A 15,747-nucleotide genomic window follows, 5' to 3' on the forward strand; every position below is an offset into this window, starting at 1 on the left:
GTTGAGTTCTATTTTTTCTTCCATAATCGCGACTTTTGTAACAATTCCATTATTAGGATATTTATTAGTTTTCATTATTAGTAAGCAAGTGACAAAAAAACACAAAAAGTCAGTTCATTTGGCTTTAGATGTCAGCACTTTATTGTTTGTTATTTCGGTACATTATTTAATTGTTACGATTTGGAATCAATCGTTTTTATGGGTAATAATTCTTTCTATGCTTGTCATTGCCATTATCTTTGTTCTGATACATTGGAAAATAAAGCAAGAAATAAATGTCTCACGCGTCTTTAAAGGATATTGGCGTTTTAATTTTCTTCTTTTTTTTACAGCTTATATTGTGCTAACAGTAATCGGATTAATACAAAGTGTTAGTTCGTTTATTGCAAGGACTTAAAAAGTAAACAAAAACAATGAAAGCAAAGTTTTTTCATTTCATTACAGACGATGATATACTATTGTGTAGTGAGCGATGGAATTCAAAGAAAAAAATCCTTAGCATTTACTGTATTGAAACGAATGAAAATTGTTGATAAGAAAGGAAGTCTTACATGGAGATTGTAAATCTCTCCTTACCTGCTACTAACCGATTTGCTACAGAATATTTAACGTGTACAGCGGATGTTCAGCGGAATTTTCATTACCGCTATGATGATCAATTAGAATACGAGAAGCGACTTAATGAACTAATGGGTCGGTCATTTATGAGATCGGAACTTGCTAACCATATTGAACAATATATGGAGAATTTCCCAACCTCTAATCAAGTTCGAGCTTCACTAAAAAAGTTAAGACAATCAAATAGTACGGTCGTAATCGGTGGTCAGCAGGCTGGTATCCTAACAGGACCACTTTATTCTATACATAAAATTATTTCAATCATTGCTCTAGCAAAACAGAAGGAACAGGAATTAAACACACCAGTAGTTCCTGTATTTTGGATTGCAGGTGAGGACCATGATTACCAAGAAGTTAATCATGTGTATGTTGATAAAGATCATAAGCTAGAAAAAAAGATTTATCCAGAAAAGGTACGTGACAAACGGATGGTCTCATACATTTCGTTAGATCATGATCAGTGCTTAACTTGGGTGGAAGAAATTATCCAATCATTTGGAGAAACCGAGCATACTAAGAAATTATTAGATTGTTTGGAATCGGCCATCAGAAAATCTAATTCATTTGTTGACTTCTTTGCCCATATTATTATGCAGCTGTTTAAAGAATCAGGACTTTTAATCATTGATTCAGGGGATAACAAGCTTCGCACACTAGAAAGAGAATTTTTTATTAAACAAATTAATAATTTTAAAGAAATAACAAAATCTGTGAAGGATCAACAAGTTGAACTAAATAAAAGTGATTTCCCTTCTGCGATTGAAATGAGCAATAACGCGGTCAATCTTTTTTATTACGATAATGAACATAATGAAAGAATACTTCTTGAATATGATGAAACAAAGGAAGTATTCTATGGAAAAGACGGCCTCATTCAATTCTCAATGGAGAAGATGTTAGAGTTAGCTGGAGAATTCCCAGATAAGCTTAGCAACAATGTTGTTACAAGACCAATCATGCAGGAATGGCTATTTCCAACGCTTGCATTTATTGCTGGTCCTGGAGAAATTGCTTATTGGGCAGAACTTAAAAAGGCATTTGAACTATTTAGCCTAAAGATGCCTCCTATCGTTCCTCGCTTAAATATTACTATTCTTGATCGTTCGATTGAAAGAGATTTGAAGGAGCTTGATCTAGATTTACAAGAAACGCTAACCTTTGGTATTGAAAAGAAAAAGGAAGAATTCCTTCAATCATTAAAAGTTCTGCATTTGGAGAAAATTTTTAATAACACAAAGCTAGAGTTACAGAAAAATTATGAGCAGCTGGAAGTGTATTTACAGATTGAGGACAGAGGCCTTATTCCTTTATTAAAAAAGAATGAAAAATTATTATTAAAGCAATTAGACTTCATGGAATCAAAGCTTGAGGATTCTGTACATTTAAAAAATGAAGTTGTGATAAATAAATATAATAAAGTGGGAAATGCACTTAGACCGTTAGGATCTCCTCAAGAAAGAATCATAAATGGTTTATATTTTATTAATCTATACGGTTTTAATTTTATAGACGATCTTTTAGAAAATACATTCACTTTTGATGGTACGCACAAGTTAATAAGAATATAATCTTTGTTAAAACTAAGCGTTCGTAAAGATATCTGACGAATGCTTAGTTTTATATGCAAACTTTAAAGTTGATATATAATAGATATTTCGATTTTCCTTTAGGTGTCATTAATCTTAAACATTTCTAATAGCCAAAAAGAGACTTTATCTTCAAGGATGAAGTCTTTTTTTGTTGAAAAAGAGAGATGCTTTTAATCTGGTGCTAATTATTGTAGGGAAAAGACGAACGAATAATGAGAAAAATTTTATTTTTTCTAAAGGATTTATGAATAATTTCTAGAAATTAAAAAATATGTGGAGGAAAGTGGGGGAATGTGGTACATTGGAGTAAGAAAGTGGGGTTAGTGGGCATGTTCATGGGTGAATACCATCATAACGTTGATAATAAGGGCCGATTAATTGTACCTGCCAAATTCCGTGATGACTTAGGTGAAAATTTTGTATTGACACGCGGACTGGATCAATGTTTGTTTGGTTACCCACTTAATGAATGGAAGTTGCTTGAAGAAAAGCTTAAAGGCTTACCATTGACGAAAAAAGATGCCCGTGCATTTACCCGTTTTTTCTTTTCAGGTGCCACAGAATGCGAAATCGATAAGCAAGGAAGAATAAATATAACTTCTCCGCTGATGGCATATGCAAAATTAGAAAAAGAGTGTGTCGTATTAGGTGTTTCCAATCGGATTGAAATATGGAGCAAAAATCTTTGGGAAGATTATTTTTCAGATTCAGAAGAATCTTTTGCCGAAATTGCAGAGAATATGATTGGGTTTGATATTTAATAAAAACTCTTTAAAAAAGAGGTGGACAACATGTTTGAACATAAAACAGTATTATTAAAAGAAACAGTTGAAGGATTAAATATTCATCCTGACGGAGTTTACGTTGACTGCACGTTAGGAGGTGCAGGGCATAGTGAATTTATCCTGTCACAGCTCTCTGAAAAAGGTAAGTTATATGCCTTTGATCAAGATGAAACTGCGATTTTGCATGCAAAAGAAAAACTTTCTGAATACGGAGAAAGAATTTCTATTATAAAAAGCAATTTTCAATTTCTTGAAGAGGAATTGGAGAAATTGGGAGTAAGTGAAGTAGATGGAGTTCTATATGATCTTGGTGTTTCATCTCCACAATTAGATACAGCAGAACGAGGTTTCAGTTACCATCATGATGCTCCTCTCGATATGAGAATGGATATGGAGGCTAGTTTTTCTGCTTATGATGTTGTGAATAATTGGGACTACGCTGATTTAGTTAAAATATTCTTTAAATACGGTGAAGAGAAATTTTCAAAGCAAATAGCAAGGAAAATTGAAGCTGCGAGAATGATTACACCGATTGAAACGACTGGTCAGCTTGTTGAATTAATAAAAGAGGCTATTCCTGCCCCAGCAAGAAGAAAAGGTGGGCATCCCGCAAAAAGAGTCTTTCAGGCAATTCGTATTGCTGTAAATGATGAGCTGGGGGTTTTTGAAAGGTCTTTGCATCAAGCAATCAATTTATTAAAGCCGGGTGGTAGAATTAGTGTCATAACCTTCCACTCTTTAGAGGATAGAATATGTAAGGTAGCCTTTAAAAAAGCAAGTGAGACTCCAAACCTCCCCCCTGGATTACCAATAATTCCAGACGAGTATAAACCGGTTATTAAACTAATCACTAGGAAGCCAATCGTCCCATCAGAAAACGAATTGGAAATAAATAACAGAGCGAGATCAGCAAAGCTGCGAATCGCTGAAAAGCTATAAGTTTCCGTCACTAATAAAGATCAAATTATAGGAGGGATACAATGGGGAATTTAGCACGAAAGCTTCAGCAAGAGCACAGAAATCAACCGCAAAAACAAATTGTACAAACGCCAAAAAAAGCTAAGGCTAGAAATCCATGGCTTTCACCCGGAGAGAAATTATTAGGATTAGCTTTTGCTGGAATCGTATGTTTCGGAGCAGTTAACATTGTTTCAAACCAAGCGGAAATATATGGATTGAATAAGGCTATACAAGATACAAAAGTATCAATTCAAGAACAAGAGAGAGTTAATGGGGACCTTGAAATGCAAGTAAGTGAACTCAGCACATATGAGCGGATTTGGGAAAAAGCAAAGGAACTTGGGTTAAAGTTGAACGAAAATAATGTTAAGGTTGTGCAGGATTAATGAAAAAAAAACAGCCGAATATAAATTTAGGAGCAGCGATATTTTTTGTAATATTTAGCCTGCTCTTTTTTGCCTTAGTTTACCGATTTTTATCGATTCAAGTATCTGGAGAAATTAAAGGACATGTTCTGGCAGCAGAGGCACAGCAAAAATATGAAAAAGAAAAGACCATTGAAGCTAAACGAGGAACTATTTACGATCGAAATGGTGAAGTCATTGCCACTGATACGAATTCATACAAGCTTGTAGCCATTTTGGATGAAAAAATGACTACAAATAAAGACAAGCCCCGCCATGTAGTCGATCCTGATAAAACCGCAAGAGAGCTTGCAAAAGTTATCGATATGGAAGAATCAGAGATTTATAAAACCTTAACGAAAGTAGATGAAGATGGTAAAAAGCCGTTTCAAGTAGAGTTTGGTAAAGCAGGCCGCGATTTACCGAATCAAAAGAAAAGAGAAATAGAGGAATTAAAATTACCCGGCATCACGTTTATAAAAGACACAAAAAGATTTTATCCAAATGGAGTTTTTGCTTCCCATGTAATCGGTTATGTAGAAAAGAAGGAAACTGGAAATAACAAAACAGAAACAGTTGGTATGCTAGGTTTGGAAAAAAGCCTGAACGATATTCTTACAGGAAAGAATGGCAAGGTTAAGTATGAAAGCGATATTTGGGGATATCTATTATCTGACAGTAAGGAGCACGTCACTCCCGCTGTTGACGGACAAGATGTTTATTTAACTCTTGATAAAAAAATCCAAACTTTTCTAGAAGATTCCATGAATAAGGTGCAAGAAAAATACAAGCCAAAGAAGATTGTTGCTGTCGTTGCAGATCCAAAAACGGGAGATATTCTCGGAATGGGGCAAAGACCTTCTTTCCATCCGGCAACAAAAGAAGGAATTGAGAAAGGCTGGCATAATGAAGTAATAGAAAATTCTTTTGAGCCTGGATCTACAATGAAGATTTTTACATTAGCTGCTGCTATCGAAGAAGGAGTCTTTAATCCGGATGAAACGTTTAAATCGGGTCAATATGCAGTAGATAAGAAGTCTAGGCCGATTCGAGATTGGAATGAAGGCCGGGGCTGGGGAACGATTACGTACCTAGAAGGAGTTCAGCGATCTTCAAATGTTGCTTTCGCAAAGCTTGTAAAAGAAAAGTTGGGCTATGAAACATACCGAACTTATTTAACTAAATTTGGTTTTGATCAGAAAACAGGAATTGAACTACCGAATGAAACAAGCGGTAAAATCGTATATGACTGGCCATTAGAAAAAATAACGACTGGTTTTGGACAAGGAACGGCAATCACGCCAATACAGCAAGTCCAGGCATCTACAGCAATAGCCAATGATGGGGAAATGATGAAACCCCATATCATTAGTGAAATTGTTGATCCAAATAAGGACGATAAGGTAGTAAAGAAAACAAAACCAGAGGTAGTAGGTAATCCAATCTCTGCGAATACAGCAAAACAAACTAGAGATATATTAGAGACAGTTGTTTCATCACCTAAAGGAACCGGCTTTAATTATCATAGAATCGAAGGGTATGAAGTTGCAGGGAAAACGGGGACAGCTCAAATTCCTAAACCAAGCGGAGGTTACTTAACTGGCCGTCAAAACTATGTGTTTTCGTTTCTAGGTATGGCACCAGCGGATGATCCTGAGTTAATTGTTTATGTAGCTGTTCAACAGCCTGAAATAGATAATAACACTAGTGGCTCCACTCCGGTTGCGGAGATTTTTAACCCAGTTATGAAAAGTAGTCTCCAATATTTGAATATCGAGCCTGTAGAGCAAACCACATCTCTGTCAACAAAAATCCCGGATGTTACAGGGAAATCAACTGATGAAGCGATTAAACAAATTAGCAGCAAAAACCTAGTTCCTATCGTTTTAGGTAAAGGAAAATCGATTGTAAGCCAAATGCCTATTAAAGATTCCGACCTGATTAATGGAGAAAAAGTAATACTAAGAACAGAGGGAGATTTAACAATTCCTGATATGACTGGATGGTCTAGACGTGATGTTATGAAAATTGCAGAGCTAGGAAACTTACAGTTGAACACAGTTGGAAATGGTTATGTAGTGAAACAAAACTTAAAGCCAGGCACTCAATTTAAAGAGGGAGAATATTTAATTGTTGAACTAGAGCATCCTAAAAAGAATGATAAGAATGATGAAGAAGAGGAAAAAGGGGAAGGAGAAGAAGAGACGATCGAAGTAAAGGATTAATTAGCACAAATAATATTAATGTCACAATAAATCGCATATCAATAATTAAAAGTGAGTAATCTTTAAAGAGGCATAATTATTAGAAATATCGGTGAAAAGCTCTGATATTCATATAACCTTTTTCATTCTAATTAAAAAAGTACAAGCATATATTGGAACGAGCCATAATCTAAGGAGGTTCGTTCTTATATGCGTGTTTCAAATGTAACAGTGAGAAAAAGGTTAACGGTAGCTTTAGTCGTAGGTATATTAATTTTTTTTGTAATTGATATTCGACTTGGATATGTTCAATTCTTTTTAGGTAACACTTTAACTGATGGAGCAAAGGAGTTATGGAGCAGGGATATTCCATTTGAGCCAGAAAGAGGAGAAATTGTAGACAGAAATGGAGTTCCACTAGCTACTAACATAAGTGCCCCAACGGTTTATGTTGTTCCAAGACAAGTAAAAGATCCAGATGGTACTGCAGAAAAGTTAGCTGCATTATTAAATACCTCAAAGGAACAAGTAAAAAAAGAAATCACTCAAATCAAGAGTATTGTAACATTGAAAAAAGGCAGAAAAATTTCCCATGAAAAAGCAAAAGAATTAAGAGCGATGAACTTAAAAGGCGTTTATATCGCAGAAGATTCAAAGCGGCATTATCCTTTTGGCAATTATTTATCTCATGTTCTTGGATTTGCTGGGATCGATAATCAAGGATTAATGGGGCTTGAATTGTATTACGATAAGGAGTTAAAAGGCAAGAAAGGCTCTGTAAAGTTTTATGCCAATGCTAAAGGTGAACGTATGAATGATATGGCTGATGATTACGAGCCCCCAGTTGATGGAATGGATTTAAAGCTGACGATTGATTCAAAAGTTCAGACCATTATGGAGAGAGAATTAGATATTGCTCAAGCTGAATATAATCCTGATGGAATTATTGCTATTGCAATGAATCCAAATAATGGTGAAATATTGGCCATGTCAAGCAGACCGACTTTTGACCCTGCAGACTTTGGAAAGGTTGCTCCAGAAATTTACAATCGTAATCTTCCAATTTGGAGTACTTTCGAGCCAGGTTCAACCTTTAAGATTATTACATTAGCCGCTGCACTTGAAGAAGGTAAGGTAGATCTAAAAAAGGATCATTTTCATGATCCTGGTTATGTCAAGGTAGGCGGAGCGCGGTTAAGGTGCTGGAAAAAGGGCGGACATGGGAGCCAGTCATTTCTTGAGGTCGTTCAAAACTCCTGTAACCCTGGCTTTGTTGAACTTGGAGAGAGATTAGGAAAAGAAACACTTTTCAAATACATCAGAGATTTCGGTTTTGGTGAAAAAACTGGAATTGACCTTCAAGGAGAAGGAACTGGAATACTTTTTAATCTTGATCGAGTAGGACCTGTTGAACAGGCAACAACCGCTTTTGGGCAGGGGGTTTCGGTTACCCCGATTCAACAGGTTGCTGCTATATCCGCTGCGATTAATGGTGGGACATTATATACACCTTATGTAGCTAAGGAGCTGATCGATCCAAGGACTGGTGAAGTGGTTATGAGAAAAACACCTTCCGCGAAAAGGAAAGTAATTTCAATAGAAACGTCAGACCAAATAAGGAATGCTCTTGAAAGTGTTGTTGCCCAGGGTACTGGGGGAAAAGCGTTTATCGATGGATACAGAATGGGAGGAAAAACAGGGACCGCTCAAAAAGCTCAAGGTGGAAGATATCTTGAAAACAACCATATTGTTTCATTTATTGGTTTTGCACCAGCAGATGATCCTGAGCTCGTTGTTTATGTTGCCGTAGATAACCCGAAAGGCACTTTACAATTTGGAGGAACAGTTGCTGCTCCAATTGTAGGGAAAATTATGGAAGATAGTCTGCGGTCAATGGGTATTCAACCACGAAAGGGTCAAATTGATAAAAAGCTAAAATGGCCGGATGTTCCGTTGATTGAAGTTCCGGACCTAGTCGGAATTACGAAAAAAGAACTCGGCGAATTATATATTAATTTAAAAATTGATGCGAGTGGGGAAGGAAATACAGTTGTTAAACAAACTCCAGAACCTGGAATAAAATTAAAAGAGGGGTCAACCATTAGACTTTATTTTGATAATGAATAATGAAAATTGGGCAAAGTAAAGCAAAAGACGGTACAAAGAAATGCTGCCTTTAATTTCTCCAAAATTTTCGGATATATAAAACAAATAGCTAAAACTCACGTTTTCATGTAAAATGAAAACCGCGATGAGTTTTGGCTGTTTTTCAAAATTGCTATAGGTTGTATGTATGTAAAGTTTGTTTATGAGGGGATGGACGAAATGGAATTACATACGCTTATTTCTTATTTGCAGCCATATAGGGTGTTTAGCGGTGAAAATCCTATGATCACTTCAATAGAAAACGATAGTCGCAATGTTCAACCGGGAAGTCTATTTATTTGTATAAAAGGTTTTACTGTTGATGGTCATGATTTTGTGTCCAATGCTGTACAGCAAGGGGCAGCTGCTGTTCTATCAGAAATTGATATAGACCTGCCTGTTCCCGTCGTTGTCGTACAAAATACTCGACGATCAATGGCTGTACTAGCTGATGCCTTTTTCGAGCAGCCAAGTAAGAATCTCTATTTAATTGGTATTACAGGAACGAATGGAAAAACAACAACAAGTCATTTGATTGAAAAAATTTTCTCGGATGTTGGAAAAAAAACAGGCTTAATAGGTACAATGTATACAAAAATTGGTGAAGAAAAATCTGAAGTAAAAAATACAACTCCAGATTCCCTTACATTACAGCGTATTTTTAAAGAAATGGTTGATAAAGGTGTAAAAACTACAGTAATGGAGGTTTCATCACATGCCCTTGATGAAGGAAGAATTCATGGCTGTGATTTTGACATTGCTGTATTCACTAATCTTACACAAGATCACTTAGATTATCATAAAACGATGGATGAGTATAGAAATGCTAAATGCCTCTTGTTTGCTCAGCTCGGAAGTGCATTTCAGCATGAGCGTAAGAAATACGCCATTATCAATATGGATGATCAAGCATCAAATGTATTTATTAAAGCGACAGCAGCACATGTACTAACATATGGGATAGATCAATCAGCAGATTTACAAGCTATAAATATTCAAATGACTGCGTATGGAACTACATTTGAATTACACAGTCCATTTGGTAAACATCAAATATCTATGCAACTGATTGGTAAATTTAGCGTTTATAATGTACTTGCTAGTATTGGAGTTGGAATCGTTTCAGATATTCCCATTGAAAAAATAATAAAATCAATTGAAGAAGTTAAAGGAGTTTCGGGACGATTCGAGACAGTAGATGCCGGGCAAAATTTTTCAGTGATTGTTGATTATGCGCATACTCCTGATAGTTTAGAGAATGTACTATTGACCGTTAAGCAGTTTGCAAAAAAACGTGTTTTCGTTATTGTAGGCTGTGGTGGGGATAGAGATCGTTCAAAGCGGCCACTAATGGCTGAAATAGCTTGCAGATATAGTTCAAATCCAATATTTACTTCAGATAACCCTCGAAGTGAAAACCCTATCCAAATATTAAATGATATGGAAGCAGGGGTAATAGGAAAGGATTTTAAGATAATAGTTGACCGTAGAGAAGCAATTCGATCTGCAATCCACGAGGCTCAGGAAGAAGATGTTATATTAATTGCTGGAAAAGGCCATGAAACCTATCAACTGATTGGAGATCAGGTTATTAATTTTGATGACCGTCAAGTTGCAAAAGAGGCAATAGAGGAGCGATAAAATGTTTTTGACGTATGGTGATTTAGCGAATCTGTTTCCAAAAAACAAAGGAATACAGGATGATGAGCTCTTTTTTCATACGGTCACAACGATTTCAAATGTACCACAGTATAAAGGAATCTTTATCCCTTTCGAAGAGAATTCAGGGGAATTGAAAACCGCCATTGAAAATGGAGCAATTGCTGCCCTATGGAAAGAAGGGGATGAGATTCCGCAATATACACCAAATCATTTTCCAATATTTTTTACAAATGACATATTGAAAGGCTTAAAGGACATGATGGAACTATATATAGAAAAAATAAATCAAACCGAAATAAAACGAAAAGAAGTGACTAATTTCCTTTTTTCAAGAGAATTGCTTCTTAATAAAAATAAAACTACATATGATAATGCAGAAATAGCAGACAAAATAAGTAAATTATTAGAACAGCTCCGACAAGGAAAGGAGGGAGCAAAATGATGGAGAAAGTTATCTTTTTCACAATTCTTATGGGTTTCTTAGTTACGGTATTACTTTCTCCCATTTTTATTCCCTTCTTGAGAAGATTGAAGTTTGGGCAAAGTATTCGGGAAGAAGGTCCAAAGTCACATTTAAAGAAATCTGGAACACCAACTATGGGCGGGATAATGATCCTCTTGTCCATAACCATTACCACATTAATCATGACAAGTAAGTTTTCTGAGCCTACTGTTAAGACGTATCTGCTTTTATTAGTGACGTTAGGATTTGGACTACTTGGATTTCTTGATGATTTTATTAAGGTAGCCATGAAGAGGAATCTCGGACTTACTTCTATACAAAAGCTGGTTGGACAAATAATCATTTCAATTATTTTTTATTTTGTATTTCAACAAAATGATTTTTCAACCGTTATTCATATCCCTTTTACTGATTTTTCCTATGATTTAGGCTGGATGTATGTGTTCTTCATCATTTTTTGGCTTGTAGGATTTTCAAATGCTGTCAATCTAACTGATGGATTGGATGGCTTATTATCTGGGACTGCTGCGATCGCTTTTGGGGCTTTTGCAGTTTTAGCTTGGAATTTATCACAATTTGAAATCTCGATTTTCTCTGTGGCAGTGACGGGCGCTTTACTTGGATTTTTAGTCTTTAATGCACATCCTGCAAAAGTTTTTATGGGAGACACTGGTTCCCTTGCTTTAGGCGGAGCCATTGCTACTATTGCTATATTAACGAAACTTGAAATTATCTTAATTATTATCGGCGGCGTGTTTGTAATAGAAACTTTGTCGGTAATATTACAAGTAATATCCTTTAAAACGACGGGAAAAAGAATATTCAAAATGAGTCCATTACATCATCATTACGAATTAGTAGGATGGTCAGAATGGAGAGTAGTTGTTACTTTTTGGGCAGTTGGCTTACTTTGTGCAATACTTGGAATTTATATCGAGGTGTGGATGTAATTGAAACAGATCAATCACTATCATCATAAGAAAATATTAGTAATAGGACTAGCAAAAAGTGGAGTTGCCGCAGCCTCTCTCCTACATAAGCTTGGAGCATTTGTTACAGTCAATGATTACAAGCCATTATCTGAGAATCTTGAAGCGCAAGGGCTTCTTGAACAGGGAATAACAGTCATTTGCGGGGAACACCCATTAGGGCTTCTTGAGGAAGGGTTTGAATTAATTGTTAAAAATCCAGGAATCCCATATCATAATCCAATGATTACAGGGGCTATCGAAAAGGGAATACCTGTTATTACCGAGGTTGAGCTTGCTTACCGGATTTCGGAAGCCCCACTAATTGCTATTACAGGGACGAACGGAAAAACAACGACAACAACACTTGTTTTTGAAATGTTAAAAATAGGGGAAAAGCAACCGTTACTAGCTGGAAATATTGGTATTGTTGCTTCGGAAGTAGCACAGGAGGCAACGACAGAGAATACGATCGTTATTGAGCTCTCTTCCTTTCAATTAATGGGCATAGAATCATTTAATCCTAGAATTGCAATATTAACAAATCTTTATGATGCTCATCTAGATTATCATGGAACAAGATATGAATACGTGAAAGCGAAAGCGAATATTACAAAAAATCAAACAGAAAATGATTTTTTAATAGTAAATGCAGAGCAGTCTGAAGTGATGGAAATTGCAAACAATTCAAAGGCGAACATTATTCCTTTTTCAGCTAAAAATAAACTTTCATCAGGTGCCTATTCACATGAAGGATGGATCTATTTCAATAATGAAAAAATAATTGCCTTAAAAAATATTGCATTGCCAGGAACTCATAACCTTGAAAATATTTTAGCAGCCATCGCTGCTGCCAAACTATCAAATGTTGATAACGATGCTATTTTTAAAGTGCTTAATTCATTCCAAGGAGTGAAGCATCGTCTGCAAGTTGTAACGGAACATAATGGTAGAAAATTTTATAATGATTCTAAGGCAACAAATATGCTGGCAACACAAAATGCTCTTGCAGCCTTTACTGAGCCTGTTGTTCTTTTAGCAGGAGGCTTAGATAGAGGGAATGAATTTGATGAGTTAATCCCATATTTGAAAAATGTAAAGGCAGTTGTTACCTTTGGTCAAACTGCTGAAAAAATAGAACGTGCGGCCAAAGCAGCAGGAATAAAAACAATTATACATGTCGATAATGTGGAAAAAGCTGTTCCCGTAGCCTATGAGTTATCTGAACAAGGTGACGTTATTTTATTATCTCCAGCTTGTGCAAGCTGGGATCAATATAAAACTTTTGAGGTAAGGGGAGACATTTTTATTCAAGCGGTGCATATGCTTAAGTGAGGGCTTGTACGCGAAAAACAGTAAAAACAACAATGGGAGTCATCTTTTTCGCTGAAGAAGCGTAATTTACAAAGCCCTAAAACTTGCATTCGAGGTGTTTTGTATTGCCAACAAAAAGAACGACTCCCGATCTTATTCTATTCATTGTTACCTTAACTTTGCTTGCAGTAGGATTAACAATGGTTTACAGTGCAAGTGCTGTATGGGCAGAGTATAAATTTAATGATTCATTCTTTTTTGCAAAAAGACAGATGCTCTTTGCTGTTATTGGGATAGTAGCGATGTTTTTTATTATGAATGTCGATTATTGGGCTTGGAGAACTTGGGCAAAAGTGATAATCATCATTTGTTTTGTGTTATTGCTCGTAGTTCTAATTCCTGGTATTGGGATTGAAAGAAATGGTTCGAGAAGCTGGATAGGTGTTGGTGCTTTCTCCATTCAGCCTTCAGAATTTATGAAGATTGCGATGATTATTTTTCTTGCAAAGTTTTTATCTGAACGACAAAAACTTATAACCTCTTTTACGAAAGGGTTAGCACCTTCATTAGGGCTCGTGTTTTTAGCATTTGGATTAATTATGCTTCAACCTGATCTTGGTACAGGAACTGTAATGGTTGGAACTTGTATAGTTATGATTTTTATTGCTGGGGCTAGGATTAGTCATTTTATCGTTTTAGGTCTTATCGGTCTATTAGGATTTGTAGGATTGATTTTATCTGCTCCATATCGGATTAAACGAATTACATCTTTTTTAGATCCTTGGGAAGACCCTTTAGGTAGTGGATTTCAGATTATACAATCGTTATTTGCGATTGGACCTGGAGGATTATTCGGATTAGGACTCGGTCAAAGCAGACAAAAATTCTTCTATTTACCTGAACCGCAAACGGACTTTATTTTTGCTATTCTTTCAGAAGAGCTTGGATTTATCGGTGGTTCCTTCGTCATTTTATTATTTTCTCTTTTGTTATGGAGAGGAATAAGAATAGCTTTAGGAGCACCTGATCTTTTCGGCAGTTTTTTAGCTGTAGGGATTATTGCCATGATTGCCATCCAAGTCATGATTAATATAGGTGTAGTTATTGGGCTAATGCCTGTAACAGGGATAACACTTCCCTTTTTAAGCTATGGGGGATCTTCTTTAACCCTCATGTTAATGGCTGTGGGTGTCCTTTTGAATATAAGCAGATATTCAAGGTACTAGACATTCTCTAACTGGAGAAAAGTTAAATTTAATCATAAATGTTTGACCCTGGGATACAGGGTTTCTTTTTGTTATAACAGCATTACTTAGATATAAAAATGAAGATATTTTTACTAATAAATATTACATTTACGTGTCAATATGTTTTCCATTTCTAATCAGTGGTTTTTATATAGTAGAATAGGGGAAAGTGCAGGTGTGCTAATACCACATTTATTATGCACAAATGTTTATACCCTGCTTTGAGGTGAAAAAATGAAAGTAGTAGTAAGTGGTGGAGGGACTGGTGGACATATTTATCCGGCACTGGCCCTTATAAGAGAAATACAAAAAGAGAAAAAGGATGCAGAATTTTTATATATAGGAACTGAAAAAGGGCTGGAAAGCAATCTTGTCCCTAGAGAAAATATACCATTTAAATCAATACATATAACGGGCTTTAAAAGAAAGCTGTCATTAGAAAACATTAAAACAGTTTTCCGTTTTTTGAAAGGTGTAAGAGAAAGCAAAAAAATAATAAAGGAATTTAACGCTGATGTTGTTATTGGGACAGGCGGTTATGTTTGCGGTCCAGTTGTTTACGCCGCAAGTAAATTGGGTATTCCAACGATAATTCATGAGCAAAATAGTGTTCCAGGTTTGACAAATAAATTTCTTAGTAAATATGTTGACCGGATAGCAGTTTGTTTTGAAGAAGCTAGCTCGTTCTTTCCGCAAGAAAAAGTTGTATTAACTGGTAATCCTCGTGCGTCTGAGGTGCTTGGTAAGGATGGAATAAAAGGAAGACTTTCTATTGGTTTAAAGACGGATATCCCTGTTGTTCTTATTTTTGGGGGGAGCAGGGGAGCGAGGCCAATTAATGAAGCTGTTCTTAAATCCTTGGCAGAACTTGGTGAAAAACCGTATCAAATATTATATGTGACAGGTGATGTGCATTATGAAGAAGTTCTAAAAGAGGTGCAATTAGTTGGCAGCTCAGAAAATGTTATCATTAAACCTTTTATTCATAATATGCCTGAAGTTCTTGCAGGAACGGATTTAACGGTAGCTAGAGCAGGCGCTACCACTTTAGCAGAGTTAACCTCACTAGGAATTCCAAGCATTCTCATTCCGAGCCCATATGTGACAAATAACCATCAGGAAAAGAACGCAAGGTCCTTGAGCGAGCACGGTGCTGCAGAAATACTATTAGAAAAAGATTTAACAGGAAAAAAACTTGTTGAGCTTATGGACTTAATTTTATTAGATGATAAGAGATTATCAGAAATGAAAAAGGATGCAAAAAAATTAGGTATTCCAGATGCCGCTAAGAGACTTTTCCGTCTAATGGAGGAACTCGTAGAAAAAAGAGGGCAGTAGCCCTCGTGAGTGAAAGTGCATAAACTAATATCAATTCTTACTTTTCGAAT

The 15,747-nt window shown here is 35.9% G+C and carries 13 protein-coding genes; all 13 read left to right on the forward strand.

The features are described from left to right. The first annotated feature begins 1 nt into the window (after nucleotide 1). On the forward strand, nucleotides 2–397 hold the full coding sequence (locus KHA94_RS02665) for a DUF3397 domain-containing protein (RefSeq protein ID WP_213100595.1): 396 nt from the start codon (nucleotides 2–4) through the stop codon (nucleotides 395–397). Between the two features lie 154 nt (nucleotides 398–551). Next, a complete protein-coding gene (gene bshC / locus KHA94_RS02670; protein WP_213100596.1) occupies nucleotides 552–2,186 on the forward strand; it encodes a bacillithiol biosynthesis cysteine-adding enzyme BshC in 1,635 nt (544 codons plus the stop codon). Between the two features lie 350 nt (nucleotides 2,187–2,536). Further along, nucleotides 2,537–2,968: a division/cell wall cluster transcriptional repressor MraZ gene (gene mraZ / locus KHA94_RS02675; RefSeq protein WP_213101267.1), complete on the forward strand. Its 432-nt coding sequence runs from the start codon at nucleotides 2,537–2,539 to the stop codon at nucleotides 2,966–2,968. Between the two features lie 30 nt (nucleotides 2,969–2,998). Then, nucleotides 2,999–3,931 (forward strand): 16S rRNA (cytosine(1402)-N(4))-methyltransferase RsmH, encoded by a 933-nt coding sequence (rsmH, locus tag KHA94_RS02680; protein WP_213100597.1) that lies wholly within the window; start codon nucleotides 2,999–3,001, stop codon nucleotides 3,929–3,931. Nucleotides 3,932–3,972: 41 nt separating this feature from the next. Next, nucleotides 3,973–4,338, forward strand: a complete 366-nt coding sequence (ftsL, locus tag KHA94_RS02685) for a cell division protein FtsL (RefSeq protein ID WP_213100598.1) — start codon at nucleotides 3,973–3,975, stop codon at nucleotides 4,336–4,338. Then, on the forward strand, nucleotides 4,338–6,581 hold the full coding sequence (locus KHA94_RS02690; protein ID WP_213100599.1) for a penicillin-binding protein: 2,244 nt from the start codon (nucleotides 4,338–4,340) through the stop codon (nucleotides 6,579–6,581). Before ftsL ends, KHA94_RS02690 begins: the two co-directional genes overlap by 1 nt. Before the next feature lie 189 nt (nucleotides 6,582–6,770). Beyond that, nucleotides 6,771–8,687 (forward strand): stage V sporulation protein D, encoded by a 1,917-nt coding sequence (locus tag KHA94_RS02695; protein ID WP_213100600.1) that lies wholly within the window; start codon nucleotides 6,771–6,773, stop codon nucleotides 8,685–8,687. A 198-nt stretch (nucleotides 8,688–8,885) separates the two neighbouring features. Beyond that, complete coding sequence (locus KHA94_RS02700) at nucleotides 8,886–10,346, forward strand: UDP-N-acetylmuramoyl-L-alanyl-D-glutamate--2,6-diaminopimelate ligase (RefSeq protein WP_213100601.1); 1,461 nt, start codon at nucleotides 8,886–8,888, stop codon at nucleotides 10,344–10,346. Nucleotide 10,347: 1 nt separating this feature from the next. After that, nucleotides 10,348–10,809, forward strand: coding sequence for a hypothetical protein (locus KHA94_RS02705; protein WP_213100602.1), 462 nt, complete (start codon nucleotides 10,348–10,350; stop codon nucleotides 10,807–10,809). After that, nucleotides 10,806–11,780, forward strand: a complete 975-nt coding sequence (mraY, locus tag KHA94_RS02710; RefSeq protein ID WP_213100603.1) for a phospho-N-acetylmuramoyl-pentapeptide-transferase — start codon at nucleotides 10,806–10,808, stop codon at nucleotides 11,778–11,780. Before KHA94_RS02705 ends, mraY begins: the two co-directional genes overlap by 4 nt. Then, on the forward strand, nucleotides 11,781–13,133 hold the full coding sequence (gene murD, locus KHA94_RS02715) for a UDP-N-acetylmuramoyl-L-alanine--D-glutamate ligase (RefSeq protein ID WP_213100604.1): 1,353 nt from the start codon (nucleotides 11,781–11,783) through the stop codon (nucleotides 13,131–13,133). Nucleotides 13,134–13,237: 104 nt separating this feature from the next. Next, nucleotides 13,238–14,338, forward strand: coding sequence for a stage V sporulation protein E (gene spoVE / locus KHA94_RS02720; RefSeq protein ID WP_213100605.1), 1,101 nt, complete (start codon nucleotides 13,238–13,240; stop codon nucleotides 14,336–14,338). Between the two features lie 255 nt (nucleotides 14,339–14,593). Further along, nucleotides 14,594–15,697: an undecaprenyldiphospho-muramoylpentapeptide beta-N-acetylglucosaminyltransferase gene (murG, locus tag KHA94_RS02725; protein WP_213100606.1), complete on the forward strand. Its 1,104-nt coding sequence runs from the start codon at nucleotides 14,594–14,596 to the stop codon at nucleotides 15,695–15,697. The last annotated feature ends 50 nt before the right edge of the window (nucleotides 15,698–15,747 follow it).

This window comes from Cytobacillus citreus, from assembly GCF_018343665.1.
Classification (GTDB): Bacteria; Bacillota; Bacilli; order Bacillales; family Cytobacillaceae; genus Cytobacillus; species Cytobacillus citreus.